Source organism: Amycolatopsis sp. YIM 10, assembly GCF_009429145.1.
Taxonomy (GTDB): domain Bacteria; phylum Actinomycetota; class Actinomycetes; order Mycobacteriales; family Pseudonocardiaceae; genus Amycolatopsis.
On the sequence record NZ_CP045480.1, the window covers coordinates 7,311,611 to 7,337,691 of the forward strand.

Annotated in this window: 22 protein-coding genes and 1 pseudogene; 15 read left to right on the top strand and 8 right to left on the bottom strand. The window is 70.6% G+C overall.

The window, feature by feature from the left end:
• Nucleotides 1-41 precede the first annotated feature (41 nt).
• Both YIM_RS34435 and YIM_RS34440 read right to left on the bottom strand, forming a co-directional pair.
• Complete coding sequence (locus YIM_RS34435) at nt 42-1,187, bottom strand: DUF222 domain-containing protein (protein ID WP_228004197.1); 1,146 nt, start codon at nt 1,185-1,187, stop codon at nt 42-44.
• A gap of 142 nt (nt 1,188-1,329) precedes the next feature.
• Nucleotides 1,330-2,830 (bottom strand): annotated as a pseudogene (locus YIM_RS34440) (ISL3 family transposase).
• A gap of 423 nt (nt 2,831-3,253) precedes the next feature.
• Between YIM_RS34440 and YIM_RS34445 the strand changes: the two are divergent.
• Nucleotides 3,254-3,526 carry a hypothetical protein gene (locus YIM_RS34445; RefSeq protein ID WP_153034285.1) on the top strand — a complete coding sequence of 91 codons (273 nt, stop codon included), beginning with the start codon at nt 3,254-3,256 and terminating at the stop codon, nt 3,524-3,526.
• A 129-nt stretch (nt 3,527-3,655) separates the two neighbouring features.
• On the opposite strand, the gene YIM_RS34450 is transcribed toward YIM_RS34445, so the two are convergent.
• Complete coding sequence (locus YIM_RS34450) at nt 3,656-4,693, bottom strand: CdaR family transcriptional regulator (RefSeq protein WP_153034286.1); 1,038 nt, start codon at nt 4,691-4,693, stop codon at nt 3,656-3,658.
• Between the two features lie 95 nt (nt 4,694-4,788).
• Between YIM_RS34450 and YIM_RS34455 the strand changes: the two genes are divergently transcribed.
• The 3 genes from YIM_RS34455 to YIM_RS34465 are packed head-to-tail and all read left to right on the top strand — an operon-like array spanning nt 4,789 to nt 9,061.
• Nucleotides 4,789-5,685, top strand: coding sequence for an alpha/beta hydrolase (locus YIM_RS34455; protein WP_153034287.1), 897 nt, complete (start codon nt 4,789-4,791; stop codon nt 5,683-5,685).
• Nucleotides 5,685-7,352, top strand: a complete 1,668-nt coding sequence (locus YIM_RS34460; RefSeq protein WP_153034288.1) for an ABC transporter ATP-binding protein — start codon at nt 5,685-5,687, stop codon at nt 7,350-7,352. The genes YIM_RS34455 and YIM_RS34460 overlap by 1 nt, the downstream gene beginning before the upstream one ends.
• The gene (locus tag YIM_RS34465; protein ID WP_153034289.1) at nt 7,349-9,061 is read left to right on the top strand and encodes an ABC transporter ATP-binding protein; all 1,713 of its coding nucleotides are present in this window, start codon (nt 7,349-7,351) and stop codon (nt 9,059-9,061) included. The genes YIM_RS34460 and YIM_RS34465 overlap by 4 nt, the downstream gene beginning before the upstream one ends.
• Here the strand turns inward: YIM_RS34465 and YIM_RS34470 are convergent.
• Nucleotides 9,016-9,894, bottom strand: coding sequence for a S41 family peptidase (locus tag YIM_RS34470; protein ID WP_153034290.1), 879 nt, complete (start codon nt 9,892-9,894; stop codon nt 9,016-9,018). The two genes, YIM_RS34465 and YIM_RS34470, sit on opposite strands and share 46 nt — an antisense overlap.
• A gap of 56 nt (nt 9,895-9,950) precedes the next feature.
• On the opposite strand from YIM_RS34470, the gene YIM_RS34475 reads away from it, so the two are divergent.
• The 6 genes from YIM_RS34475 to YIM_RS34500 all read left to right on the top strand — a co-directional run bounded on the left by YIM_RS34475 (nt 9,951) and on the right by YIM_RS34500 (nt 13,723).
• The gene (locus YIM_RS34475) at nt 9,951-10,433 is read left to right on the top strand and encodes a transcriptional regulator (RefSeq protein ID WP_153034291.1); all 483 of its coding nucleotides are present in this window, start codon (nt 9,951-9,953) and stop codon (nt 10,431-10,433) included.
• Between the two features lie 32 nt (nt 10,434-10,465).
• A complete protein-coding gene (locus tag YIM_RS34480; protein ID WP_153034292.1) occupies nt 10,466-11,149 on the top strand; it encodes a TetR/AcrR family transcriptional regulator in 684 nt (227 codons plus the stop codon).
• Nucleotides 11,146-11,892 carry an SDR family oxidoreductase gene (locus tag YIM_RS34485; RefSeq protein ID WP_153034293.1) on the top strand — a complete coding sequence of 249 codons (747 nt, stop codon included), beginning with the start codon at nt 11,146-11,148 and terminating at the stop codon, nt 11,890-11,892. The genes YIM_RS34480 and YIM_RS34485 overlap by 4 nt, the downstream gene beginning before the upstream one ends.
• Before the next feature lie 54 nt (nt 11,893-11,946).
• Nucleotides 11,947-12,264, top strand: coding sequence for a hypothetical protein (locus tag YIM_RS34490; protein WP_304505956.1), 318 nt, complete (start codon nt 11,947-11,949; stop codon nt 12,262-12,264).
• Nucleotides 12,265-12,405: 141 nt separating this feature from the next.
• The gene (locus YIM_RS34495; RefSeq protein WP_153034294.1) at nt 12,406-13,239 is read left to right on the top strand and encodes a hypothetical protein; all 834 of its coding nucleotides are present in this window, start codon (nt 12,406-12,408) and stop codon (nt 13,237-13,239) included.
• Nucleotides 13,240-13,333: 94 nt separating this feature from the next.
• Nucleotides 13,334-13,723: a VOC family protein gene (locus YIM_RS34500; protein ID WP_228004198.1), complete on the top strand. Its 390-nt coding sequence runs from the start codon at nt 13,334-13,336 to the stop codon at nt 13,721-13,723.
• Here YIM_RS34500 and YIM_RS34505 read toward each other — a convergent pair.
• Nucleotides 13,707-16,082, bottom strand: a complete 2,376-nt coding sequence (locus YIM_RS34505; RefSeq protein ID WP_194239850.1) for an HAD-IC family P-type ATPase — start codon at nt 16,080-16,082, stop codon at nt 13,707-13,709. The genes YIM_RS34500 and YIM_RS34505 overlap by 17 nt on opposite strands.
• Nucleotides 16,083-16,172: 90 nt before the next feature.
• Here YIM_RS34505 and YIM_RS34510 point away from each other — a divergent pair, with 90 nt between their 5' ends.
• Nucleotides 16,173-18,866, top strand: coding sequence for an FtsK/SpoIIIE domain-containing protein (locus YIM_RS34510; protein WP_153034295.1), 2,694 nt, complete (start codon nt 16,173-16,175; stop codon nt 18,864-18,866).
• 23 nt (nt 18,867-18,889) lie between these two features.
• Here the strand turns inward: YIM_RS34510 and YIM_RS34515 are convergent, their stop codons facing one another.
• The gene (locus tag YIM_RS34515) at nt 18,890-20,041 is read right to left on the bottom strand and encodes an FAD-dependent oxidoreductase (RefSeq protein WP_228004199.1); all 1,152 of its coding nucleotides are present in this window, start codon (nt 20,039-20,041) and stop codon (nt 18,890-18,892) included.
• A 101-nt stretch (nt 20,042-20,142) separates the two neighbouring features.
• Here YIM_RS34515 and YIM_RS34520 point away from each other — a divergent pair, with 101 nt between their 5' ends.
• Genes YIM_RS34520 through YIM_RS34530 form a run of 3 tightly spaced genes read left to right on the top strand, consistent with a single transcriptional unit; the run spans nt 20,143 to nt 22,942 of the window.
• Entirely contained in the window at nt 20,143-20,745 is a 603-nt protein-coding gene (locus tag YIM_RS34520) for a TetR/AcrR family transcriptional regulator (RefSeq protein ID WP_153034296.1), read from the top strand.
• 41 nt (nt 20,746-20,786) lie between these two features.
• Nucleotides 20,787-21,947 (top strand): FAD-dependent monooxygenase, encoded by a 1,161-nt coding sequence (locus tag YIM_RS34525; RefSeq protein WP_153034297.1) that lies wholly within the window; start codon nt 20,787-20,789, stop codon nt 21,945-21,947.
• 14 nt (nt 21,948-21,961) lie between these two features.
• Complete coding sequence (locus YIM_RS34530; protein WP_228004200.1) at nt 21,962-22,942, top strand: patatin family protein; 981 nt, start codon at nt 21,962-21,964, stop codon at nt 22,940-22,942.
• Between the two features lie 100 nt (nt 22,943-23,042).
• Here YIM_RS34530 and YIM_RS34535 read toward each other — a convergent pair whose 3' ends face one another.
• Nucleotides 23,043-23,525 (bottom strand): RICIN domain-containing protein, encoded by a 483-nt coding sequence (locus YIM_RS34535; RefSeq protein WP_153034298.1) that lies wholly within the window; start codon nt 23,523-23,525, stop codon nt 23,043-23,045.
• 134 nt (nt 23,526-23,659) lie between these two features.
• Here YIM_RS34535 and YIM_RS34540 point away from each other — a divergent pair, with 134 nt between their 5' ends.
• Nucleotides 23,660-24,685 (top strand): helix-turn-helix transcriptional regulator, encoded by a 1,026-nt coding sequence (locus tag YIM_RS34540; RefSeq protein ID WP_228004201.1) that lies wholly within the window; start codon nt 23,660-23,662, stop codon nt 24,683-24,685.
• Between the two features lie 3 nt (nt 24,686-24,688).
• Here YIM_RS34540 and YIM_RS34545 read toward each other — a convergent pair whose 3' ends face one another.
• Nucleotides 24,689-26,062: a TNT domain-containing protein gene (locus tag YIM_RS34545; RefSeq protein WP_153034300.1), complete on the bottom strand. Its 1,374-nt coding sequence runs from the start codon at nt 26,060-26,062 to the stop codon at nt 24,689-24,691.
• Nucleotides 26,063-26,081 lie beyond the last annotated feature (19 nt).

A 26,081-nucleotide genomic window follows, 5' to 3' on the forward strand; every position in this document is an offset into this window, starting at 1 on the left:
GGAGGCACGAGACAGCTGCATTCGCCAGGCGCCAACTCAACTCACCCATGCCCCAACGGCTCGGCCTCGCTGGTGTACCACTGCCCGGCAGGCGTCGTGATCGTCAACACCCCATCGTCGGCGACGCCATGCCACCACCCGGGCAGGTCGCGGAGCTTGTGGTCGGCCCGGCACAACCCCACCAGGGTCGCCGCGCCGGTCGGGCAGCCGTCCTTCCACCCCTTCCCGGCACTGTCGCAGTGATCGAGATCGCCGAACTGGGCGGGCCGCGTACACCCCGGGCGACGACACTCGCGGTCGCGGACCCGCACCAGCTCATCCAGCCCAGCCTTGGGCCGGTATCTTCGGCGGCCGAGTTCTACGACCTGACCGGTGACCGGATCGGTGATGATCCGCTGGAACACCGTCTTCGGCCCGGAAGCGATGTCGCGCGCCAGCGACGCGGGAATCGGCCCATGTCCAGCCAGCTCAGCCGGGTGATTGCGGAGACCGGCATAGGTGAGAGCATCCAGATACAGATACACGTGAGCTTTCACCTCGCCGCCGAATTGCTTGCCCATCAGCATGTCGAGAGCGACGTCGGAGCGAAGTTGATCGAGAGTGCGGGTCTCGTCGGGAGTTTTCAGCAGGCGGGCTTGCTGATCTACGCAGAGGTAGGCTGCGGTGGCCTTCTCGATGGGGGCGTTCTCCAGGGACAGGCCAGCTACGCCGGATTCACCGTGGTGCAAATAGAAACCGCTTGCCTCGCGCCGCCGACGAACACGCTCCTCGAAACCTTCGGGATCAGCCTTCGCCACCGCCGCACTCGCCGAACGACGAGCCGCCGTGGGATTCTTGCCGACCAGCCGCCCCGCCACCACTCCATCCACAACCGGCGTCTTGTCATCATCAAGCCAGGCGGCAGCATCGTCGACGGCCACCGCCGACGCCATCGGCACGCGACCTTCCTCCACCAAGCCCAACACCAAAGGAAAGCGATCGACCAAACCTTCGGCGTGGCCGATCAGGGCGTCTGCCTTGAACTTCGTCAGGCACAACGCCATCGCCAATTCCTCCGCCACCCCACGTCTAACCAACGACGCGCGGGTAAACGAGACCACCTGCCGAGCCAACCGCGCCTCCAGGCGAGCGATCTCCGCAGCAGTGGATTTCATCTCGAGGAGAATCTCCTCCAACAATGCCCCCATAACCCAATCATATCAAACACCTGTGCGACAAACAGTCCAGTCCGATAGGCCATACAGGCGAATCGAGCCGCGCCCACCCCGCACGACCCTGCCCAGACGGGACTGTTCCAAGATCGGCTCTGGCGCACTTTCGGTGGTGGGGTTAGCCGAGGAGGATGCGGTGGCGTAGGAGAGCGAAGCCTGCTCGGCCGTACATCTGTCGCTTGATTAGCTTGGTTTTGGTGTTGACGCCTTCGGTCCGCCCGTTGTGGTGGTGGAGGGTGATCGCGGCGGTGACGGCGTCGATGTCGAGTTCGATGCCTCGGGCGAAGGAGTGGACTTGGGGTAGGTCCGCCTCGCGTGCGGCGGTGGTCCATGCCGCCAACCGGGCGGGGTTTTCCTCGTGGGGAGCGAGCAGGGCTGCGAAGGAGCGCACAACGCCTGCCAGCGCCGTCATCTCGGGGCAGGCTGCGGCCAAGCCTTGGAGTCGTTCGTGTTGCCGTTCGGTGAGATTCTCCGGTCGGGTCAGCAGCAGCCTGGCGGCTCGGCGTGGCGACAGGTGCGGGTGGTCGTCGAGATGGCGTGCCTGGTTGAGGTAGCGCACGAGGAGGTTGTGGCTGCCGTTGTAGCCCATGGCGCGGATCTCGGCCAGTAGCGCGGTGGCCCCCACGCCTGGGTCTTGTTCGCGGCGGGAGCGGAGGTGGTCCCGGTAGGGGTCGACCATGCAGGCCCGATATTTGGGGACCCGCTGGATGCGCTGCGGAGTGGTCGCGCGGGCGTATCGCTTGACCGTGTTGAGCGCCAGGCCGAGGCGGCGTGAGCAATCGAGCAGCCCGACTCCGGCGTTGAGCAGGGCATGGATCTGCTGCCACCGCTGGAGTGTGGTCTCGGCGAGCTTTCCCTCGCGCAATCCCGTGGCCGTGGCCCAGCAGGCGCTATGGGCTGCGACCTCCTTGCCCACGGCATCGCACAAGCCGTGCCACAGATGCCACCGGTCAGCGACCTGGACCGCGTTCGGCAGCGCTTCCCGCACCGCTTGGGCATAGGCGGTCGAACCGTCCCGGCACACGACCTCGGTTCCCGGATGCGCCCGCAGCCAACCAGCCACCACCCCGGCGCCACGCCCGGCCAGCACGTCGACCCGGGCACCGCTGTCGGCGTCGATCAACACAGTGGCGCAGTCATGCCCTCTGCGCAGGGCGAAGTCATCGATTCCCAGCACCCGCGGCACTACCCGATCCGGCAGCGGGATGCCCAGCAGGACCCGCACAGCGGTGTCCCGCCCGACCGCAATCCCGAGCGATGGCAGCACACGGGCGGAGGCTCTGCCTGCCAACTCGCGCACGACACTACGGACCTGATCGCCCAGCCGAACGGTCCGTCGCTGGTATCGCTCGATCAATCCCGGCACCTGCTCCCGGAACGTCCGGCGCGCGCACTCTGTCACAGGGCAACGCATCCGACGGATCCGCAACCTCACTAACACCCGCCGTCCGTCGATCGGCACATCCGCCGGGACCCGTTCATGAAAGGCATGAACCCGGCCGGTCAGCGTCCCGCAGAGGGCACGCCACGGCATCACCCTTGGTCGACGCCCGCACCACGAGCACATCGCCCGCATCCTCGACGCCCTCGACCGACAGCGCCGAAAGCCCCGAGAACACCACACCGACCAGCATCGCCATCTCAGACACAAACGATCATGACAGCCCCGCCACCCCCGTCCCGGCCGGGGACCGCTACACCACCACCGAAAGTGCGCCAGAGCCGATCACGGGATAGACCCACGGGTTGGTCAGGCGGCGTGTCGTCCCCAGCGGTGGCGGCGTTCGCTGCGGACACGGGCTCGTTCAAGGCGTTGTGAGGCGAGGACGTCGGGGGGAAGCACAGTGCGACGTTGCTGCGGTGGGCCCGGGCTTTGGTCGTGGCGCCTTTTGTGGGCCGGAGAGGTTGTCCAGGATGGTGTGGATCGGTGCGCCGTCCGGGCGTGCGGCGCGGATGGATTTCAGTGCGGCCAGGGTGTTCGCCGCGGATTTTCGTGCTCGGACAACACCCCAGAGGGTGTCGCCTCCCATTGAGTAGCAGCCGTGGAACTGCCGCAGCCGTTCGCGGCCTATCGTGACCCGTCGGTTTCCGTGGTTGCGGGTCAGGTAGGCGGCGAGTGCGCGCAGGCTCCAGCGGGTGAAGGGCCGCTCGAGTGCTTCGGGTCGCGTGGTGGCCGTCGCGATGAGGAAGGCTTCGTCCTCAAGGCTGATCAGGCGGGGACGGTATTTCCGCTGACCGAAGCCATGATCACCATCGCCCGCCGCAACCGGATCGATGCCCCGGTGCCTCTGCGCACGATCTTCTGCAGACGCTGAACCTCCTGATCGGTCAGCCGACGCGCTCGTACTGGATCTGCCATCCGTCCAGACTGATACTCGGACGATCAGCAGCCACGAACGCTGACCGGTGTGTCGCCAACCCTGCCAACGTTCATGGACACAGCACTAGCACTCCGAACTCAGCCGCCACGCCGTCAGCGCCACTCTCGCCCGCACCAACCCGGTCGGCTCCGTGAGTTCCATTCCCAGCGCCTTCCCGATCTGCTCCAACCGCCGGGACACGCTGCTGTGGTGCAGGTGCAACAAGTCCGCCGCCCGTCGCAGGGAGCCCGTGGCGCAGTAGGCGTCCAAAGTAGACAAATCATCCGGATTCCCCGCCAGCGCGGCGATCGCGGCCACATCCGCGTTGTCCCGCACGGCGTCCACCGGCACCTCCGCCAGCAACGCCAGCGCCCCCAGCTCATCGAAGTGCACCACCGGCTGGCGCGCGGTGGTGAACCGCAGCGCCGTCCGCGCCTGCTGCCACGAGCGGTCCGGGCTCCCGGCGGCACCGATGCCCGCGCGCACCTCCGCCGGGAAACACGCCGGGTCGACCGCCGCGGCCAGGATGATGCCCACGTCGGCCAGTGGCGCCGCCTTCACCAGGCGCGCCGGGCAGACCAGACCACCGACCCGGTCCAGCGGCAGCCGCGACCGCACGGCGACCACCCGGAGCGGCACATCGGCCCCGAAACCCAGCAGGCGCAGCGCCCGGTTCCTGGCCGCGTCGTCACTGGTCGGGCTGACCACCAGCTCGACCAGCGCCGGGTCGGCCATGGTGGTGCGCGCCGGGCTGTACCGCTCGACCACCGTCGCCACCGCGATGGCGAGCCGGTCCAGCAGCGCCTCGTCGAGCGAACCGGGCTCACCGGGGCGTTCGAGCCACACCGAGCCGATCTCCTCGTCGTCGAGGGTGACCGGAGCCGTGGTGGACGGGGGCAGCGGCTCGGTGGTCGCTTCCCGGCCGTCGGGCGCGACGCGGATCGTCCGTCCCGTGCCGTGGAGCCGGATGGCCGCCACGCACTCGGCCAGCCCCGCCGAAGCACGGGCGAGTGCGGGCAGATCCACCCGCCGCCGCATCAGCGTGTCGTAGAACATCACCACGCGGATGACGCCCTCGGCGTCCGGATCGAGATGCGACAACCGCGCGACCAATGCCTCCATGCCCGCAGCGTACGCGGCGATCGTTGCGCGATGGGGCCGGAACGCGCGACGGTTGGCGGACGATCCCGGACCCCGCACTGGGCAAGATCGTCGTCATGGATCCCGAACTCGAAGCCTTCGTCCCGCTGTTCCCACCGGCCAACCTGAACGATCCGGCGACCGACCGCAAGAACTTCGCCGAACTCGCCGGCTCCGTGCCCAAGCCGGACACCAGCGGCATGACCGTCGAAGACCACGTGGTGCCCGGCGATCCGGGCGTGCCGGTGCGGGTCTACCGCCCGGACGAGGCACAGGGCGCCGTGGTCTGGCTGCACGGCGGTGGCTGGGTGATGGGCACGCTCGACACCGAGCACCCGTGGGCCGCCCGGCTCGCCGAAGCCGCCGGTGCCGTGGTGGTCTCGGTGGAGTACCGCCTGGCCCCGGAAAACCCGTACCCGGCCGCACTCGACGACAGCTACGCGGCACTGGCCTGGACGGCTGAGCACGCGGCGGAATTCGGCGTCGACCCGGCCCGCGTCGCGGTCGGCGGGCACAGCGCCGGTGGCGGCCTCGCGGCCGGAATCGCCCTGCGGGCCCGCGACGAGCAGGGCCCGGCGATCCGGTTCCAGCTGCTCAACCAGCCGGGACTGGACGACCGGCAGGAATCGTGGTCGGCGCGGAACTTCACCGAAACGCCGTGGGTCAACCGCGCCAAGGTCGCCTCCATGTGGGGCCACTACCTGAGCGGGCAGCAAGCCACCCCGTACGCCGCCCCGGCGCGTGCCACCGACCTGTCCGGCCTGCCGCCCGCCTACGTGGCCAGCGCGGAGTTCTGCCCCAACCGCGACGAGAACATCGAGTACGCGCTGCGCCTGCTCCAGGCGGGGGTCTCGGTCGAGCTGCACCAGTGGCCGGGCACCTTCCACGGGTCGCAGGCGATCCTCACCGCCGACGTGTCGCAGCGCCAGATCGCCGAACTCGGCGGCGTGCTGCGCCGGGCGCTGGCCGGCTGATGGACGGACTGCTGAGACCGCACATCCGCGGCTTCACCGCCGTGGTGGTGTTGCAGGTCGTCGGGGCCGTCGCGGGGCTGGCCCCGCTGCTGGCGGTCGTCGAGCTCGGCCGGGTGCTGCTTTCATCGGGCCCCGCCGACCACGACCGGGTGTGGACCGTCGTACTCCTCGGCGCGGCGGGCCTGCTGGTGCGCCTGCTCTTCACCGCCGCGTCCTCGGGCATCGGGCACGCACTGGACGGCCGCGTGCAACTGTCGTTCCGCCGCCGGCTGGCCGAGCACCTCGGCCGCGTGCCGATCGGCTGGTTCTCCCGGCGCCGGACCGGTGAGCTGGCGAAGGTGGTCGGCGAGGACGTCGGCGCGGTGCACCCGGTCATCGCCCACGCGCCCGGTGAACTCGTCGCCGCCTTTGTGGTGCCGCTGGTTTCGCTGGTCTACCTGGTCACCATCGACTGGCGGCTGACCCTGATCACGCTGATCCCGGTGGTGCTGGCGGTGGCGCTGGTCCCGCTGATGATGACCCCGGCCCGGCTGCGCGAGCAGGAGGAGTTCGACGCGGCCATGGGGCGGATCTCCAGCTCGGTGGTCGAGTTCGTGCAGGGCATCGCGGTGGTCAAGGCGTTCGGCGGCGGCGACCGCGCGCACCGCCGGTTCCGCACCGCGGCGGACGACTTCGTCGGCACCTTCAACCGCTGGGTGCACGGCATGTCGGTGCCCGCGGCCGGGATGCAACTGGCGTTGTCCCCGCCGTTCGTGCTGCTGGTGGTGCTGATCGGGGGCGCGCTGCTGATCACCGGCGGCGGCCTCGCCCCGGCGGACCTGCTGCCGTTCCTGCTGCTCGGCCTCGGCCTGACCGCGCCGGTGGCGGCGCTCGGCCACGGGTTCGACGACCTGCAGGCGGCCCGGCGCGCGCTCGGCCGGATCCGGGACGTGCTCGGCGTCGAGCCGCTGCCCGAACCGGAAAAGCCGTTGGTACCGCGGGGAAATCGGGTGGAGCTGCGCGACGTCCGGTTCGGCTACGACAACGGGCACGAGGTGCTGCGCGGGATCGACCTGGTGCTCGAACCGGGCACGGTCACCGCGCTCACCGGGCCGTCCGGCAGCGGGAAGTCCACTTTGGTCCAGTTGCTGCCGCGCTTCTTCGACCCGACCGGCGGTTCGATCCTGCTCGGCGGTGTCGACCTCCGGGAGATCGGCAGCCGGGAACTCCACCGGCGGGTCTCGTTCGTCTTCCAGGACGTGCGCCTGCTGCGGGCGACGGTCGCGGAGAACATCGCGCTGGCGGTGCCGCGGGCCGAACTCGACGACGTGGTCCGCGCGGCCAAGCTGGCGAACATCCACGACCGGATCCTGGAACTGCCGCACGGCTACGAAACGGTGCTGGGCGCGGAAACCGGGCTTTCCGGTGGTGAAGCGCAGCGGATCTCACTTGCCCGCGCCCTGCTCGCCGACGCGCCCGTCCTGGTGCTCGACGAAGCGACCGCGTTCGCCGACCCGCAAACCGAAAAGGCAGTGCGCCGCGCTCTGGCGACGCTGGCCGGGGAGCGCACGCTGCTGGTCATCGCCCACCGCCAGGAGACGATCGCCGACGCCGACACCGTGGTGGCACTGGAGAACGGCGTGCTCACCGAAGTGCGGAAAGCCCCACGAGAAGAGGTGTCCCGATGATCCGAATGCTGTTGCGCGTGCTGGGGAACGAGTACGCGCGGCCGGTGCGGCGCACCGTGGCGCTGATGACCGTCACGGCGGTGGCCGAGGGACTGTCGTACGCGCTGCTGGTTCCCGTGCTGAGCGCGCTTTTCGGGGCCACACCGGGAGATGCGTGGCCATGGCTGCTCGGTTTCGGCGCGGCGGTCGCGGCTTACGCGGTGTTGCGCTACACCAGTGACCTGTCCGGTTTCCGCGCCGGGACCACATTGCTGCGCGGGATGTACCACCGGCTCGGCGATCACCTGGCCCGGCTGCCGATCGGCTGGTACAGCGCCGCGCGGGTCGGCGAGGTGTCGGCCACGGCCAGCCACGGCGTGCTCGAGGCGATGGGCGTCATCGCGCACCTGTTGTCCCCGTTCATTTCCGCCTGCGTGACCCCGTTGACCATCGTGGCGGTGCTTCTCGCCTACAACGCCCCGCTGGGACTGGCCGCGTTGCTCGCCGTGCCGCTGATCGCGGTGATCCAGGTCTGGGCGGGACGCTCGATGGCCGCCGCCGACACCGACCGCGCCGAACGCGATCACGAGGCCACCGGCCGGGTCATCGAGTACCTCCAGGCCCAGCCGGTGCTGCGGGCGGGCGGCCGGACCGAGGAGCGCTTCGGCCTGCTCGACGATTCGCTGCACGAGGTCCAGCGCGCGACCCGACGCTCGACGCTGGCCGCGCTGCCCGGCGTGGTGGGCCTGGCGCTCGCGGTGCAGGCGGTGTTCACCGTGCTGCTGGTGCTGGGCGCCCATCTCGCGCTCGGCGGGGACATCGGCGTGGCGGAGGTGCTGGCGATCCTCGTGCTGGCCGCTCGCTGCGCGGATCCACTGCTGTCCCTGGCCGATATCGGCGGAAAACTGCGCGGTGCCCGGTCGGTGCTGGCGAAACTCGACACCGTCCTGCGCACCGAACCGCTGCCGGAACCGCGGGAGCCGAAGCGGCCGGAGCGGTACGACCTGGAGTTCGACGCCGCGTCCTTCCGGCACGGCGAACGCGTGGTGGTGGACGACGTGTCGCTGACCGTGCCGTCGGGCCAGCGGCTCGCCGTCGTCGGGCCGTCGGGCGCGGGCAAGAGCACCCTGCTGCAACTGCTCGCCCGGTTCTACGACGTGGACGCGGGCGCGGTGCGCGTGGGCGGGCTGGACGTCCGCGACATCAGCACCGAGGTGTTGATGTCGCGAATCGCCTTTGTTTTCCAGGACGTCTACCTCTTCGACGGCACGATCGAGGAGAACGTGCGACTCGGCCGTCCCGAAGCCACCGAAGCCGAAGTGCGGGCGGCCGCGAGCGCGGCCCGGCTGGACGAGGTGGTCGAGCGGCTGCCCGGCGGCTGGGCGGCGAACGTCGGCGAGGGCGGCGCGCTGCTCTCAGGTGGTGAACGCCAGCGCGTCTCGATCGCGCGGGCCCTGCTGAAGGACGCGCCGATCGTGCTGCTGGACGAGGTGACCTCCGCGCTGGACCCGGTGAACGAGGCGGCCGTCCACGAAGGGGTCGAGCGGCTGATGGCCGGCCGGACGGTGGTGATGGTGGCGCACCGGCTGCGGACCGTCCAGCGAGCCGACCGCGTCGTTTTCCTCGACCGCGGCCGGATCGCGGCGGAGGGCGACCACGGCGAACTGCTCCGCCACGACGACCGCTACGCCGGTTTCTGGTCCAGTGCACTGGCCTCGGCGGGCAGCTGAGCGACGTCCAGCGCTTCCTCGGCGGGGCAGGCGATGTCCGGCACAACACCGACCTGCTCCCAGTTGGTGCCGGTGACCGCGTTGACCGAGCGCGCCACCGGCAGGTGCAGTTCCAGCACGCCGGTGAGCGCGATCGCCTCGACCGGGTGCGCACCACCGCCGGTCACCTCGCCGACGACCAGCGCGCGTCCCAGCGCCTGGAGGTTGTAGGCGAGTTCCTCGCAACCGGAGAAGGTGGTGGCGCTGGTGAGCACCCGGATCGGGGCGTCGATCCTGGTCGCGGCGGGCGTGGTCCAGAACTGGCGTGGCGTGCCGTGACGCTCCTGGAGGTCCTGCAGGTGCACCGGCTCGTCACCGAGCAGGTACCCGCAGATCAGCGCCACCGTCTCGGGGGTGCCGCCACGCCCGTCGCGCAGGTCGATCACCAGCGAGGTGGCCGAAGAGAGCAGGGTGAACGCGGCGCGGACGTACGGCTCGGCGAGGTGCACGGGTGAGAGGTACGGCGCGATCCGCAGGTAGCCGGTGCCGTCGCCGAGCAACCGCACTTCGCGCATGCCACCCGCGTTGACCCGGGCTTCGGCCGCGTAGTGCGCCGCGTATTCGGCGCTGTCGAAGCCCGTCGCCGCGCCCTCGGGTTTGTGGCGCACGCGCAGGTGGCGGTCGTGGTTGGTGCGCTGCAGGCGCTGGGTCAGCATCTCGGCGGTCGCGTCGGGGCCGAGTCCGGCCAGGTCGGGGTCCAGGTCAGCCAGGTCGGCGGCGATCTTCTCCGCGTCGGGTTCGAGGATGTACCGCTCGCGCACCAGTGCGGCGAGGCTTTCGAGAATGTCGGTCATCGCCCCAGTCAACGGGGCTGCTTGCGCAAGCGACAACTGTCCTTGACGCTTGATAGATGGAAGAGGTCCTCCACGCGACCAGCCCGGCGCAGATGCGTGCCTTCGCGCACCCGACGCGGCACCGGATCTGGCGCGACATCGGCGCCGACGGCGCGACCATCAGCCAGCTGGCCAACCGGCTGCGCGTCAACAAGGGCAACATCGCACACCACCTCGGAGTGCTCGTCGAAGCCGGACTGGTCCGGAAAGGACCGACGCGGACCGTGCGTGGTGGCACCGAGCAGTACTTCGTCAAGACCGCGCGGCGGGTCAAGTTCGCTCCGGGGGCGAACGGGGAGGCCACCAAGGCGATGCTGGGCACCATCGCGGACGAGATCCCCGACGATGACGATTCGCTGCTGGCCCACCGGGTGGTCCGGCTCACCGCCGCGCAGGCCCGCGCCCTCCACGAACACCTCGAAAAGCTGGTGCACGACCTGCCGAATCCCCCGCGTGAAGCCGAATACGGGGTGCTGGTCGGGCTCTACCGACGAGGTTGACAACGTCACCGTGACGCTGTCACTCTCGTGGCGTGGCAGGCAGGCGAGTACGGGCGAACCCGGGTGAAGGGCCGCGGCTGCGGGAGGAGATCCTGCAGGTGGCCGAGCGGATGCTGGTCGAGGCCGGCACCGAGGAGGCGCTCACCCTGCGAGCCGTCGCCGAACGCGCCGGGGTCACCACGCCGTCGGTGTACCGGCACTTCGGCAGCAAGGACCAGCTGGTCGAGGCGGTCTGCCTGCGGGCGTGGGACGGGCTGGGCAGCCGGATCCAGGAGGCCTGCGCGCGGCTGACGGACCCGTTCATCGCGCTGGGCCAGTGCGGCCGCGCCTACATCCGGTTCGCCCTCGACAACCCGGTGCAGTACAGCGTGCTGATGCTGCGGCGGGCCGACGAACTCTCCCCCGCGTCGAACACCGGCTTCGGCTACATGGTCGAGGCGGTCGCCGCGTGCGTGGACAACGGAGTGCTGCGCGGAGACCCGCGCACGCTGGCGCTGGGCCTGTGGTCGGCGATGCACGGCTGCGCGTCCCTGCTGATCACGCAGCCGTCGTTGCCGTGGCCCGAGGACCTGGACGAGTTCGTCAACAACGTGGTCCGGATGGCCGGTCTCGGCGCGTCCGTGAGCACCCGGCTGGCGCGGACCACGGTGGCGCGCAGCACGGCCGTGGCCGACGGCGCGGACCTGATGGCCGCGCGGATGAGGGGGCGAAAATGAGCCTGAGCGGGCGGATCGCGCTGGTGACCGGGGCTTCGCGCGGGATCGGCGCCGAAACGGCGCGGTTGCTGGGCGCCGCGGGTGCCACCGTGTTCGTGAACTACCGGGAGAAGGCGCGGCGCGCGCAACAGGTCGTCGACGAGATCACCGCGGCGGGCGGCACGGCGCGGGCGGTCGGTGCGGACCTCACCGACCCGGCTTCGGTCGGCGCCATGGTCCAGGAGATCCAGGCCCGGTGCGGACGACTGGACCTGTTGGTGCTCAACGCTTCCGGCGGCATGGAACGCGGCGCCGCCCCGGACTACGCGCTCCGCCTGAACCGTGACGCGCAACTGTCCCTTGTGGACACCGCACGGCCGCTGCTGGCACCTCGCGCCCGGATCGTTTTTGTCACCAGCCACCAGGCGCACTTCCACGGCGTGCAGCCGGTCTACCACGAGTACGAACCGATCGCCGCGAGCAAACGGGCGGGCGAAGACGCCCTGCGCGCCCGGATCCCCGCGCTGACTTCGCGCGGGATCAGCCTGGTGGTGGTCTCGGGTGACATGGTCGAGGGCACGATCACGCCGATCCTGCTGGACCGCGTCCACCCCGGCGCGATCGACGACCGCCGCACCCGGGGCGGCGCCCTGCCGACGATCGCCGGGTTCGCCAGGGAGATCGTCACCGCCGCCGAGATGCCGGTGATCAGCGGGCACACGGTCTACGTGGGCGGTGCCGACTTCCTGCGCGCGGTGAAGTGAGATAGCCGCCAGGCCTCGCGCTGTTGACGAGACTTGCGCTTTTCGGTGAGACAGGTGCTCGACCGGCTCAATCTCGTCCTCGAACCCGCCACCACGGCGATCGTCGGCCCGGCGAGGGTCGACGAGATCACCCGCAGGCTCCCCGCCGGGGACCGCACGGTTGTCGGCGAAGCGGGCACCGCGCTGTCCGGTGGGGAACGGCAGCGCGTCAACATCGCCCGCGCCGATCGGGTTCTTTTCCTGGGCCAGGGCCGAATCCTCGAAGACGGCACGGTCGAAGGGCTGCGGGCTTACGGCCACCGATTTCGCGCGCTTCTGGCAACACCAGCACGACGCGGCGGGGTGGCAGGTGCGGGACGCGGCCGACGATAAACACGTCGTAGCGAAAGGTAAATGATTCGTCAGCGAATACCTTGCCGCGATAATTGACTGTCAACCGTTGCGCCAGGAGGCTCCGTTGAGCAACGGGAACATACGGCCATCAGTTACCTCAGTGATGCTGAAGCATCCGTGGTGGCTTGGCATCACGGGACTCCTGACCGTCGGCACCCTGGTGGTGGCCATAGCGCAACTCAGCTCTTCCGACCCGAAGCCACCACCCGTCCCATCGAACGAATTACCGGCGACTGCAACGCTCAAGGAAACAACAATGACCTGACCTGCAGCTACAAGGTCCTCCCGCCCGCGCCCCGATCGATCGGTGACGTCGAGATCGGCTGGGCGGGCTACGCCACGTTCTTCTTCGACGGGAACCCCGACGAACTGCCAAAACCGCCCGACTACCCGACACACGAAGTCCGCAGTCATTGCGACGAACGGGATGAATGGCTGTCCACTGACCGGCGGGTGTACACCATGCAACCCCAGGTCTGGATGAGCATGCTGTCCGGCCAGAACGACCAAGTCGTCGTGACCCGAGTTGAACCGACAGTGTTTTCCAAGCGGCCGGTCGACAACTCGTTCACCGTCCTCCAGTGCCTCTACGGAGCAGACGGGGTTCCCGGTTCGCTCGTGACAGTGGATGTCGCGACCGGCAAAACGCACCTCGTCGACCAGTCCGGAGAGGACCCGAGCCCCAAGGCGATGCCGCCGGCCGCACTGGTCTTGAACGGCGCGGGTTACGGCGGGGCCATCGTTCGAGTCGAGTGCGAACTACCTCTACGCCGGTCGCATCGTGGTGACGGCAAAGATCAACGGCGAGGAACGAAAGATCGAATTCGGCACGCCGGACCGGCCGTTTCAGTGGGTTGGCGGCCCACCGGAGACCTACCCGATGATGCCGGACGACACGAGATACGACTGGAACCCGAAGACCGGGCAGTGGGTGGCGAATCTGAAGCCCGATGACGTGTATCCCCAGTAGTGGCGTCACGTGGTCCTGGGTGGCAGTCGGTCAGGAATCGAGAAGCGGGGGTGGCCGGGCGTCCCTAGGCTTCCCGGCATGAACGTGAAACTGCAGGTGAGCACCATCATGCTGGGCGTCGAGGACGTCGACCGGGCCAAGGAGTTCTACGCCGGAGGGCTGGGCTGCGAGGTCAAGCAGGACCATCCCGGATTCGTCACGTGCGCGCTCGGTTCGCTGGATCTGGCGCTCTACGAACGGGAAGCGGCCGCCCAGGATGCGGGCGTGTCCTCCGAGGGGTCCGGGTTCCGCGGCTCCTCATACCACTTCATCACCGACTCCAGAGCCGCCGTCGACGAGGTCATGGGCGCCGCGAAGGCCGCGGGCGCCACGATCGTGAAACCCGCCGAGGCCGTCGAATGGGGCGGGTACTCCGGCTACTTCGCCGATCCCGACGGTTACCTGTGGAAGATCACGACGGCGGCCTGACCAGGAACTTGCCCGCCCACCAGGCGATCTCGACCAGCACGATGCCCACCGCGGCGCAGGCGAACGCGGTCAGCGTCGCCCCGGCGTCCGACGGGTCCAACTGGAAGATCTCCCTGGTGAACGGGACCAGGAACATCAGCGCCGACGCCCCCGACATCACCACCAGCAGCAGGACCTTCCACCACTGGTACGGGCGCGCCACGATGGCCAGCACCCACAGCGCGATCACCATCAGCGTGATCAGCGCCGTGGTGCTGGCCTGCACCTGCGCCACCTGGCTGCCGGTGGCGCCGGGATAGGTGAGCACATAGGCCACAAAGGACGCGACCGCGATGATCACCCCGGCCGGCACCGCCATCCGCATCACCCGCGGCACAAAACCGCTGCGGGCGCGTTCGTTGTTCGGCGCCAGCGAAAGCACGAAGGCGGGCAGGCCGATGGTGAACCACCCGGTGATGGTGACGTGCCGGGGCAGGAACGGGTACGGCAGCGCGTCGAGCCCGATCAGCCCCGGCACGCCCACCATCAGCGCCAGCAGCACCGAGTAGACCGTCTTGGTGAGGAACAGGTTCGCGACCCGCTCGATGTTGCCGATCACCCGGCGGCCCTCGGCCACCACATGCGGCAGGGTGGCGAACTTGTTGTCCAGCAACACGATCTGCGCCACCGAGCGGGTCGCCGGACTGCCCGCGCCCATGGCGACGCCGATGTCGGCGTCCTTGAGCGCCAGCACGTCGTTGACCCCGTCGCCGGTCATCGCCACGGTGTGCCCGCCGGACTGCAGCGCGCCGACCATCGCGCGTTTCTGCGCCGGGGTCACCCGCCCGAACACCGAGCCCTGTTCGAGTTCGGCGGTCAGCCGTTCCGGGTCTTCCGGCAGCGAACGCGCGTCGGTGGGTGAGGTGGCGTTGGGCAGCCCGAGCGTGGCGGCCACCGCGCCGACCGAAGCCGCGTTGTCCCCGGAAATCACTTTCACCGTCACCTGCTGGCCGGCGAAGTAGTCCAAAGTGTCCTTGGCGTCCGGCCGGATCTTCTGCTCCAGCACGACCAGCGCGACCGGTTCCACCGCACCCGGCGCGCCCGCCCGGTCCACCACGCCCTCGGCCCGCGCCAGCAACAGCACGCGGAGACCGCCCGAGCCCGCGCGGTCGGCTTCGGCGCGCACCTCGGCACCGGCACCGTCGACGGCGAGCAGGACGTCCGGTGCGCCGAGCACCCAGTCACCGTGTTCGCCGAACGACGCGCCACTCCACTTGCGGGCCGAGGAGAACGGGGCGATCGCCGTCACCGGCCAGCCAGGGCTCTCCGGATGGGCTTCGGCGATGGCGGCGAGGCTGGCGTTCGGGCGCGGATCGGTGGCCGCCAGCGCGGCCAGCACCCTGGCCACGTCCGGCCCGGCTTCCCCCACGGGACGGACTTCGGCCAGCCGCATGGCGTTCTCCGTCAGCGTGCCGGTTTTGTCCGCGCACACCACGTCGACCCTGGCCAGGCCCTCGATCGCGGGCAGCTCGTTGACCAGGCACTGCCGCTTGCCCAGGCGCACCACCCCGACCGCGAAGGCGATCGAGGTGAGCAGGACCAGCCCCTCGGGCACCATCGGCACCAGCGCGGCGACCATGCCGCGCAACGCCTCCGGCAACTCCTGGTCGCCGGAGAGCTGGTTGTAGATGGACAGCGCGCCGGCCGGGATGAGCAGGTAGGTGATGAACTTGAGGATCTTGTTGATGCCGTTGCGCAGTTCGGAGTCGACCAGGGTGAACTTGCCCGCCTCCTCGGCCAGGCGCGCGGCGTAGGCGGCGCGGCCGACCTTGGTGGCGCGGTACAGCCCGGAGCCGGCGACCACGAAGCTCCCGGAGAGCACCTGGTCCCCCGCTTCCTTCACCACCGGATCGGACTCCCCGGTGAGCATCGACTCGTCGACTTCCAGCGCCTCGCCGGAGAGCACCTCGCCGTCGACCACGATCTGGTCGCCGGGCCCCATCTCGATGACGTCGTCGGCGACCACCTCGTTGGGCGCCAGTTCGACGGTCTCGCCGTCCCGGCGCACCCTCGGCCGTGCCTGGCCGACGATGGACAACCGGTCCAGTGTCCGCTTCGCCCGCAGTTCCTGGATGATGCCGATCACGCTGTTCGCCACGATCAGCCCGCCGAACAGGCCGTCGAGCACGTACCCGGTGGACATGATGATCACGAACAACACCCCGAAGATGGCGTTGATCCGGGTGAACACGTTGGCACGCACGATGTCCCACGCGCTCCGGCTGGCACGGGCCGGAACGTCGTTGGAACGCCCCTGCGCGACGCGTTCTTCGACGTCGGCCTTGCTGAGCCCAGCCGCTACGGCTTGATCGACCACCACGCCGCGACCCTACCCAAGCCGGAGCGCGGCGGCGGGCGGTCGCGACCCGTTTCACCCCACCAGGAGTGACAGATCGAATATCGTCGTCACATGAACGACGACCCACGCTGGGGGTGCGGCCCCGACTCGCCGCAGGGCTGCGTCAGCACGCTGGACCCGCACACGCGGTGGCACGCCGACCCCGGACCGGACCTGCTGCGCGTGCCGGTCGGCCACGGTCCCGTGTCCGCCGATCTGGCCGGGCACCTGCTGATCACCGGGTCCGGCGCTACCGCGCTGTCGCGGTCCGCGCAGGCTTGGCTGGCGGACAACTTCTCCCCGGATTCGGTGCAGTTCCTCGTCGCCTGCCTGGGACACGAGGGGATCGCCGCGCCGCACGTGGCCACCAGCCTGCGCGGCCTGACCGAGCACGCGCGGGTGACGCGGGCGATCGACGACGAGATGTGGCGCCGGGGCAGGCTGAGCGAAGCCGGGCTCGCCGCCGAACCCGCGCTCCTGCTGGTCTTCGAGGACGTGGACGCGACGACCGCCGCGATGCCGAGCCTGCTCGACGTGCTGCACCGGGTCGCCGTCGACGGCGGGGCGCTGCGGATGCACCTGCTTCTCACCGCCACCGACCCGGCGAGCTTCAGCACGCTGCCCGTCCAGCGGCTCTCCCTGGACGGGAGCGGCCGTGGCGTGCTCGGGTCCACCAGGTTCGAGGTGGCGGCGCTGACCCCGGACCGGATCTCGGAGATCGAGCAGACCTTCTTCCTCTACCGGCACCCGGTGCGGTCGCTGCTCGAAGCACCGGACGGGCTGACCTACGAGCGACTGCTGAAGTACGAACAGCCCGCCGACGGCGAGATCCTGCTCGGCGTGCTCCGCGAGCACCAGCCGACCAAGCTGCAGTTCGACTTCGGCACGCTGTCGCACGTGATCCTGCGGGGCGCCGTCGATGCTGTCGACGAGGTACAGCACACCCTGCTGCGAAGGATCGCCGACGTCTACGGTCCCGCCGGGGCGGCGGTGGTCAGCGCCGCCGAACTCGACCGCGTGAAGCCGATCCTGTTGGCGCGCCTGCGAAACCGGACTTCCTGGCAGGGTCCCGAACTGTTCCTGGTGGTCGACGAGCAGGCGGGTGACCAGTTGCTGGAGCTGGCGGACCTGCTGCGGCACGGCTCGTCCATCGGCGTCCACCTGATCGCCGCGCTCGAGAAGCACCCACTGCTGCGCGAACTGCCCGAAAGCGACCGGCTGGAGATCCGGGCCAGTCCCGGTGGCCGCGCCGAATACCGCGTCGGGACCGCATACGGTTCGGCCCAGATCGCGCTGGACGTCACCGAGCCGGTCGGCGAACTCGGCGCACTGGGTGCGCACCAGCAGCCGGTGGCCAGGGAACTGACCGCGGTGCTCGGCCGGACGGGCATCGCCGAAGCGGTCCGGCTCGACGTCACCACGCACACCTGGTGCGCCGGCTACGTCGGGTCGGGCAAGACCACGATGCTTCGGCGGATCGCGGTCAGCCTGGCGACCAGGTACCCGCCGGACGCCGTGCAGTTGCTGATCGCCGAACACGACAACGACGCACTGTCCGGCCTCGCCGCGCTGCCGAACACCGCCGCCTACCTCAGCTTGTGGGAGGTACCGGACATGCGCCGCTTCCTGGCCCTGCTCGACGACGAGATCCGGCGGCGACTGCACCTCGAAGCGGAAGGGCTGCTCGCCGGGGCACCGCAGCTGGTCGTGCTCGCCGACGGACCCCGGTACGTCCAGGCGGCGCTGCCCGCACTCGGCCGGACACTGCGCCAGGTGGTCGCGCTGGGCAGGCGGCTGGGCATCTCGCTGGTGCTGACCGACCGGGTCGACGGCGCCGGCGAACCCGACTTCGCCGCGCTCGAACAGGCGATCACCACGCGCATCGGCCTCCAGGCGCTGAGCGAGGAGCAACTCGCGCGCTACCTGCACCTGTCCACCCCGCCGAAGATGGTGTACACGATCTACGGCCAGGCCTACCTGCGCGTCGGCGATGGGGAACCGCGGCTCGTCCGCTTCCAGCAGGTGACTTCCGACGAGTTCGCCGAAGTCACTTCACGGGTCCGCGGTCCCGCGGTCCGCGCACTGCCGCTGAGCCCGCCGGCCGGTGTGTTCGGTTACGGCGAACTCGAGCGGATGGGCGACTGCGGCGGCCTGCCGCTCGGGACGTCGGGCAGCGGGCCGATCGGCCTGGACGTCGAGCAGCACCAGCACCTCCTGATACTGGGCGAACCAGGCACCGGGCGGTCGACGGTGCTGCGCACGCTGCTGCGCGGCCTCCCCCGGCGGTACCCGGTGTCGGACTGCGCTGTCGTGCTGCTGCGGGACATGGACACCCGCGACGCGCTCCCGCCGGAGTACGTCGCCGGGGCGACCAGGACGCAGCCGCCCGGCGAGGTGCTCGCCGACCTGCTCGGCGGTCTGCGGCGTCGCCTGGGAAACGCCTGGACCGGGCCGCGGGCTTTTGTGGTCATCGACGACCTCGACCAGTTCAGCGCCCAGGACGATCCGCTGTCGGCGCTGCGCGAGGTGATCCCGCACGCGCGTGAGATCGGCCTGCACTTCCTCGTCACCGGGACCAGCGGCATCATCATGCGCCCCGAGGTCGCCGACCTGATGGACCTCGGGACGCCGCGCCTGTTCCTGGACGAGGCCACCCATCCCGGCACCGCCGTCGGTGAACTGCCCCCGATCCCGGTGGCCGGCCGTGGTGAGCTGATGCCGTGGAAGCAGCCGATCCACCTGCCGTGGACCCCGTTGCGGTGGTGACCGGGTGAGGGCCGTGGCGGGCCTCAGCGGTTCGCGCGCTCGATGGATCGCCGGATCAGGCCGCTGACGCCGGGCAGCCGGATCGCCCGCATCATCAGGTCGCGAGCCCAGATCTCCGCCTTCCCGGACGGCACGAACTGGCTGATTCCCTTGCGTGCCAACGCTTGCCGCTTGGTGACCTCGGATCGCAGGCCCGCCTCCCACGCGGCCAGCGCTGCCGGGATCTCGGCGTGTTCGGCCAGAGCGGACCCCAGCCGGTCGGCACCGGCGAGGGCGAGCGCGGCTCCGTAACCGGCGAACAACGTGACGCACCAAGCGGAATCGCCGAGCAGCACGACCCGGCCGCGGTGCCACCGGTCCATCACCACCTGCGACACGGAGTCGAAGTAGGCGTTTTCGTCGAGCTGCCGGAGCGCGCCGGGCACACCACCGCCCAGGTCGCCGAACGCGCGGGTGAGCGCGCCCGCCGCGCCCAACTTCAGTTCGGCCTCGGGATCTTCGGCGCGGTAGGTGAAGAAGGCCGATGAACGGCCTGGTCCGAGGTTCATCACCGCCGCGGTCCGCCCCGGGCCGATGAACGTGGTGCCCGCGCCCTCCGGCACGTCCACCGGCACCTCGCCGAGCGTGAACGCGCCGACCAGGTGCCGTAGATCCACCTCGAAATCCGCGCCGAACACGAGTTCGCGGACCCGGGAGTGCAGGCCGTCCGCGCCGACGAGCAGATCGGCCGACTCGGTCGTGCCGTCGCTCAGCGCGACCCGCACGCCGTCGTCCTCTTCGGTGATCGCCGTGGCCGTGGTGCCGAACCGGATCTCGACGGCGTCACGCACCTGTTCGTACAACACGGACTCCAGGTCACCGCGGAACACCGTGAGCATCCGCGACCCCACCGCGGCCTGCGCGACCGCCGCCGGAACGGTGAACTTCTCGCGCCCGTCGGCCTTGACCATGATCGAGGTGAACACCCCCAGATCGCGCTCGGCCAGCGCGGGCAGCAGCCCCAGCCCTTCGGCGGCGTCGTAGCCGATGCCCGCCAGGTTCACCAGGTACCCGCTGCTGCGGCGCCCGGGGGCGCGCTCCACCACCAGCACGTCCCAGCCCTCCCGGTGCAGCCTCAACGCGGTCGCCAGCCCGGCGATCCCCGCCCCGACGACCACCACTCGCCCGTTCTCCACCACTGTTCTCCCGCACGTCGAACCAAGTATGAGCAGATGCTCAAACCCAGTATGAGCACTTGCTCATTCTGGGCGCAACCCCGCTCGCTAGACTCGGCCCCGTGCCAAGAGGCGTTGCCATTCCCGAGGTCAGGCAGCAGCTGTTCGCCGTGGTCGAGCAGGTGGTGGTCCGCGACGGCCCCGGCAAGCTCAGCGGGCGGGCGATCACCGGCGAGGCCGGGGTGGCCACCGGCCTGCTGTACTCGCACTTCGCCGACTTCGACGACTTCCTGGCCGCCTACGCCGTCGACCGCAGCTTCCTGATCTCCTCCGCCGCGGCCGCGCTGCCCGAGCGGGCGGGCACCGGAAGCGTCGTCGCGAACGTGTGCGACGCCCTGCTCTCGACCCCGCCGGTGACCCTGCTGGCGCTGACGCGGCTCATCGCGGCCCGGCCCCAGCTGCCCGGCCTGGTCCGCGCGGTCCTCGGCGACCGGACGGCCGGGCTCGAAGCCGCCGAAAACGCGGCCGCCACCTACCTCGCCGAGGAACAACGGCTCGGCAGGCTCACCGCGGCCGCCGATCCCGGCGCACTGGCACTCGCGGTCGTCGGTGTGCTCCAGCGCGTCACGCTCACCGGTGCCCCCGAAACCGAGGTCCGCGCACGCGTCCGAGCGACGGTCACCGCCTTGCTCGACCCGGTCACCACTGCCACCTCGTTCGGCTAGAGTCGGTTGAGGCGGGAGTGGACGGAGGGGGCACCGGGCGGATGACCGGGAAAGCTGTTGTCGTCGGCGGGGGAATCGGCGGCATGGCCGCCGCGCTCGGGCTGCGCCGGGTCGGCTGGGACGTGACCGTGGTCGAGCGAGCCGCCGAGCTGGCTGACGTGGGTGCGGGAATCTCCTTGAACCTCAACGGGTTGCTCGCACTCGACGAACTCGGCGCCGGTGCGGCCGTCCGCTCGGGCGGCTGGCGGCAGCGTGCCACGTCCACGCTCACGCCCACCGGGAAAGTGATCGCGCGCCTGACCGTGTCCGATCCGGAGTTCATGCCGCTCGGCCTTCCCCGCGCGGCGCTGCACCGGGCGCTCCGCGAGGCGCTGCCCGCCGACGCACTGCGAATCGGCGCCGAAGTGTCCTCTGTGGACACCACCGGTTCGGTGAAACTGGCCGACGAGGTCCTCGACGCCGACGTGATCGTGGTCGCCGACGGCGTGCACAGCCGCCTGCGCACCCAGTTGTTCCCCGGCCATCCGGGAGCCGTCTACAGTGGATCGACCGTGTTGCGCGCGATCACCGAACAGCCCGTCGAGCTGGCCAGCGACTTCGAACTGACCTGGGGCCGTGGCGCGGAATTCGGCCACATCGTGTTCGCCGACGGCTTGACCGAATGGCACGCCGTGCTCACCGCGCCCGCCGGGACGCGCTTCACCGACCCCATCGCCGAACTGCGGCGGCGGTTCGACGGCTGGCACGAGCCGATCTCCGCGTTCCTGGCCGCCACCGAGCCGGAAGCCGTGCTGCACCACGACATCCACGAGATCGTCACGCCGTTGCCGAGCTACCGCGCCGGCCGGGTGGTCCTGCTCGGCGACGCCGCCCACGCGATGGTGCCGAACCTGGGCCAGGGCGCGTGCCAGGCGCTGGAGGACGCGGTCGTGCTCGCCGCCGCCCTCGCCGAGACCACGGACGTCGACACCGCTTTGGCCCGCTACGACGCGGAACGCCGCCCCCGCAGCCAAGCCGTCGCCCGCGCCGCCCGGCAGGCGAGCCGCCTGGGCCAGCAACTGACGAACCCACTGGCGGTCGCCCTGCGCGACACCGCTTTGCGCCTGGTACCAACGGGTTTGAGCGCCCGCGCCATCATGCGGTACGCCGCGTGGTCACCGCCGGCCCTGCGACCCGCCGGCGGGAAGATGGTCAACGGTTGAGAGGGAGCACTGGGGTGGGAAGTGGGAGAACCGGGCATCGGCTGCTGTCGGTGCTCGCCGAGCGCGTAACCGAAGGCAGCAGGCCGGGTGCGCGCCGGGACGGGTACCGGGTGGCGCTGGCCATCGAAGGCGGCGGCATGCGCGGCACGGTCTCCGCGGGCATGGCATTGGCACTGCAGGAACTCGGGCTGCTCCCGGCGTTCGACGCGGTGTACGGCTCGTCGGCGGGCGCGATCTCCGGGGCGTGGCTGCTGTCCAGCCGTCCGGAGGGACTGCACGGCTGGACCGATCCGACCTTCGCGCGGGCGCTGATCCGCAAGCGCAACCTGTTGCGCGCCCGGCCGGTGGTCGACGTCGAGCAACTCGTCGAAGTGGTGTACACGCGGCAGTTCCCGCTCGACTACACCTCGGTGCTGGCGAACCCGATCGAGTTCCACCCGCTGGCCACCGACGTGTCCTCCGGCGCTCCGGTGGACCTGCACGACCGGCTCACCGAGGAGCGCGACCTGCGACTCGCGCTGCGGGCGAGCGCGGCGATGCCGGTGCTCGCCGGGCGGCCGGTGGCGATCGGCTCCGCGCTGTACTACGACGCCGGGGTGGCCGAGTCGATCCCGTTCCGGCAGGCCCTGCGCGACGGCGCCACGCACGTGCTGGTGCTGCGGTCGCGGCGCCGGGTGGACCGGGCGCCGGAGCGGGAACGGCCCTCGCTCGGTTACCGGCTGGTGGCCCGGTTCGGCATGCGCCGGTATCGCGAGCTGAAGGCCGTCTTCCTCACGGGGGACGCGCAGCTCGCGGCCGCGGACCTGCTGCTCGCGCGCTACGACGCGGACGAGGACCACGAAGGCCCCGCCCTGCTGTCGATCCGGCCGTCGGACGCGTCACCGCGGGTCGACCGCCTCGAATCCAACGGCGGCAGGCTGCGCGCCGCCTTCGAAGCGGGCCGGGACGCGGTGGTGACCACCGGATTGCTGGGCCTGCGCCCCTGCCCGGAGTAGTCACTCCCACACCGGAGCGATGCCGCACCGGTGCGCTTCGCGAGACGGGAACAAGAAGCCGACCCCGCCCAGACCCTCCACCCCGCACCCGGTCCGGGCGTCAGCCGATCTGCCACTGCTGGTCGGCGGCGCCGACGCAGTCCCACATCACCACCGCCGCGCCGTTGAACCGGTTCGCGGCGGGCACCGTCAGGCACTTGTTGTTGGCGTTGCGCAGTTCGCTGCCGTTGAAGAACCACTGCTGCGGCGAACCGCCGTGGCAGGTCCACTGGTTGAGCCCGGCGCCGGTGGCCCCATTGGCGTCGTTGATGTCGAGACACTTCCCGCTGTGGTCGTTGCGGTAGTCCAAGTCGGATCTGGACCACCGCTGGCCGGGGCTGCCGGTGCACGACCACATCGCCACGCTCCCGCCGTCACCCAGGTTGCCGCCGCGGACCTCGAGGCACTGGTTGCTCATCTTCGACACGAGCAGCACCCCCGCCTGCTCGGTCTCCCCCGCCGCCGACGCCGTGCCCAGTCCCGCGCCCGCCAGCACCAGCGCGCCCAGTCCCCCAGCGACCCGCTTCGCCATGTAACCCCGCATGTCCGTCCCCTCTCGTCGTTCTGTTGCCGAGATCCACGATGGCTTCGGCGAGGGCCGCCGGACATCCCGAAACTCGGGGGTTGCCACGAAAGCGGTCTTGCGCTCACGAGCGCGGGCGGGTCATGCTCGATCACGTGAGCCGATCGGGGGGACGGCCGCTGCGGGAACTGGTCGCGGCAGCCGGGCGCGGGGTTACTTGGGTCGAGACGGGGGCGGCGCTTTCGCGGGCCCTCTCCGCCGCGGTGCCACACGACGCCATCCGGCTGGCCGGCGCCGAACCGCGGCCCGACCTGGCCATCTGCTCGTTCTCCTTCTGGCACGGCTACGAAGCCGACTTCAGCCGGGCCCTGCTGCGCGGCTGCCACACCGGGAACGATCCGTACCAATGGGCGGATCTCGCGTCCCGCCAGGTCCCCGCCGCCGTGGTCGGGCTGACCCCGGAGCGGGATCGGCGGCATCGGGCGGCGCGGCAGCTGTTCACCGGGCACGGCGTCGGCAGCGAGCTGCGCATGCTGCTGCGGGACGCGCGCGGCGTGTGGGGCACGCTCGGCCTGTTGCGCACCGAAGGCGGCAGGCAGTTCGATGCGGACGACATCGCCGCGGCGGCGCGGCTGACCCCGACGCTGGTCGCGTTCCTGCGTGAGTACGTCACCGCCGTCCCGCTGTGCCCGGCCTCGCCGAGCCCGTCGCCGGGGGTGCTCATCGTCGGACCGGACCACGAGGTCCGCGCGGCCACGGCGAACGCCGTCGAATGGCGGGCTTGCCTGGCCGACCGGCAGGCCGCACCGGCGTGGACCGGCAAGGCCTTCTTCGGCGGCCTGTCCGCCGCCGCCCGCGCCGGGGCCGCTCCGCTCGTGGTCGGTCCACCTGCCTTCTACGGCCGGTGGATCGCCTGCCAGGCCGAACGCCTCGGCGACGACGTATCCGTGGTGATCCAGTCGGCGACAGCGGCGCAGCTGCTGCCCGTGCTCTGCTCCTGGTACGGCCTCACCGCCCGCGAACGGCAGGTCGTCGAACAGCTCCGCGACGCGGCCGCCCCCAAGCAGATCGCCCGGCGGCTCGGCCTGTCCGTGCACACCGTCAACGACCACCTCCGGGCGATCTTCCGCAAAACCGGTGTGCACGGCCGTGACGAACTGATCACCGCACTGAGCGGTTGACCTTCAGTCAGGCGGTCGCGTGGTCGCCTGCTCGATCTCCTCCAGGACCCCGTCTGCCAGCAGGTCGGCGATCGATCGCTCCAGCACGTACGCGGTGCCCCCGCCGGTCTGGTCGTACCACGGGATCGGCGAGCCGACGATCGCGCGCACCGGGCGCCGCGAGCGGTAGACGTGGAATTCGAGCTGCTGGTCCTCGGCGGGCTGCGAGCGGTGGGTGAACTCGGTCCGCGCGGCGTACAGCGTGTTGCCGGACGGGTCGCCGTAACGGTCCATTTCGGTGCCAGGCGGCAGGGTGACGATCCGCTTTCCGCCGTAGAGCTGCAATCCGACGTCCCCGCCGACCGGCTGGATCGGCCACTCGTCGGTCTGCCGCTTGGCGTCGGGCGGCAGTTCGTCGCGGAAGGCGGTCCGGTACAGGTACAAGTGCCCGACGAAGTACCGTACCGCTTCCGATGCGGTGTCGAAGCCCTCGCGCGCCAACTGCTTCCCGCCCAACGACAGGTACACCGCCCAGCGGTCGTCCTCCGGAACCAGGCACCAGGCACCGTCGGCTGCTTCGCCGACGCGATAGCGCGCCGGGTCCAGTTCCAGTTCGGCGGCGGCGTCTTCGGCCGCACGCAAGGCTTCGGCCGCACCGCCGAGGGTCGCCACCGCCACCGCGCCGACGCGGTCCCTCAGCCAGCCCGGTATCCGCGCCGCCTCACGCCGGAACGTGGTCAGTTCCCCGGCCAGCGCCGACATCGGCACGTCGGCGTCCCACGCGGGCTGGGCGTCCCAGGTGTACTCGTATTCGATGCTGATGTCATGCAGCACGTCGCCGACGGCTTGGAACCAGGTGCCCCGGCCGGGCCGGTACATCCCGGCACGCAGCCGGGCCAGCCGCTCGGCGACACCCTCGGGCGGATCCCACCGGTACCAGCCACCGTCGCTGAGCCGCCGCACCAGCACCGTCAGTTCGATGTGGTCGCCGATCGCCCGGTAGGTCAGCGTGACGTGGCCCCAGTCCGTCGGCACGTGCCGCGCGACAAGATTGGCGATCCGCGTCCACAGGTGGTTCTGCTCCTCGGCACTGAGCGGGCCTTCCGCGGCGGGGCCGGGATCCGGCTCCTTCCGCTGGATGAAGCGGAACCGCGTCGGCGGATCGACCAGGAACCGCATGGCGGCCCACCCGGTTTCGCGGCGCAGACCGGCCGCGAACTCCACCGCTTCCGGCGGCACCTCCATCGTGGTGACGGTGCCGTCGGCCAGCAGGACGTCGGCGGCGCAGTCGAGCGCGTCGCCGGTGATCCGGCAGTTCAGGTCCACCCGGAGCCAGCCGTCGGGCGCGGCGTCCGCCAGCGCGTAGGTCAGCTCGTGCCTGAGCGGGCGGACCGTCATCGTTTTCCTTCCGGCAGAA

What these genes read in the sequence shown, in the direction of transcription:
- YIM_RS34460 (WP_153034288.1), top strand. Translation starts at nt 5,685, where the DNA reads ATGGACGGACTGCTGAGACCGCACATCCGCGGCTTCACCGCCGTGGTG.
- YIM_RS34465 (WP_153034289.1), top strand. Translation starts at nt 7,349, where the DNA reads ATGATCCGAATGCTGTTGCGCGTGCTGGGGAACGAGTACGCGCGGCCG.
- YIM_RS34525 (WP_153034297.1), top strand. Translation starts at nt 20,787, where the DNA reads ATGACCGGGAAAGCTGTTGTCGTCGGCGGGGGAATCGGCGGCATGGCC.
- YIM_RS34455 (WP_153034287.1), top strand. Translation starts at nt 4,789, where the DNA reads ATGGATCCCGAACTCGAAGCCTTCGTCCCGCTGTTCCCACCGGCCAAC.
- YIM_RS34510 (WP_153034295.1), top strand. Translation starts at nt 16,173, where the DNA reads ATGAACGACGACCCACGCTGGGGGTGCGGCCCCGACTCGCCGCAGGGC.
- YIM_RS34535 (WP_153034298.1), bottom strand. Translation starts at nt 23,525, where the DNA reads ATGCGGGGTTACATGGCGAAGCGGGTCGCTGGGGGACTGGGCGCGCTG.
- YIM_RS34545 (WP_153034300.1), bottom strand. Translation starts at nt 26,062, where the DNA reads ATGACGGTCCGCCCGCTCAGGCACGAGCTGACCTACGCGCTGGCGGAC.
- YIM_RS34435 (WP_228004197.1), bottom strand. Translation starts at nt 1,187, where the DNA reads ATGGGGGCATTGTTGGAGGAGATTCTCCTCGAGATGAAATCCACTGCT.
- YIM_RS34475 (WP_153034291.1), top strand. Translation starts at nt 9,951, where the DNA reads ATGGAAGAGGTCCTCCACGCGACCAGCCCGGCGCAGATGCGTGCCTTC.
- YIM_RS34450 (WP_153034286.1), bottom strand. Translation starts at nt 4,693, where the DNA reads ATGGAGGCATTGGTCGCGCGGTTGTCGCATCTCGATCCGGACGCCGAG.
- YIM_RS34500 (WP_228004198.1), top strand. Translation starts at nt 13,334, where the DNA reads ATGAACGTGAAACTGCAGGTGAGCACCATCATGCTGGGCGTCGAGGAC.
- YIM_RS34485 (WP_153034293.1), top strand. Translation starts at nt 11,146, where the DNA reads ATGAGCCTGAGCGGGCGGATCGCGCTGGTGACCGGGGCTTCGCGCGGG.
- YIM_RS34470 (WP_153034290.1), bottom strand. Translation starts at nt 9,894, where the DNA reads ATGACCGACATTCTCGAAAGCCTCGCCGCACTGGTGCGCGAGCGGTAC.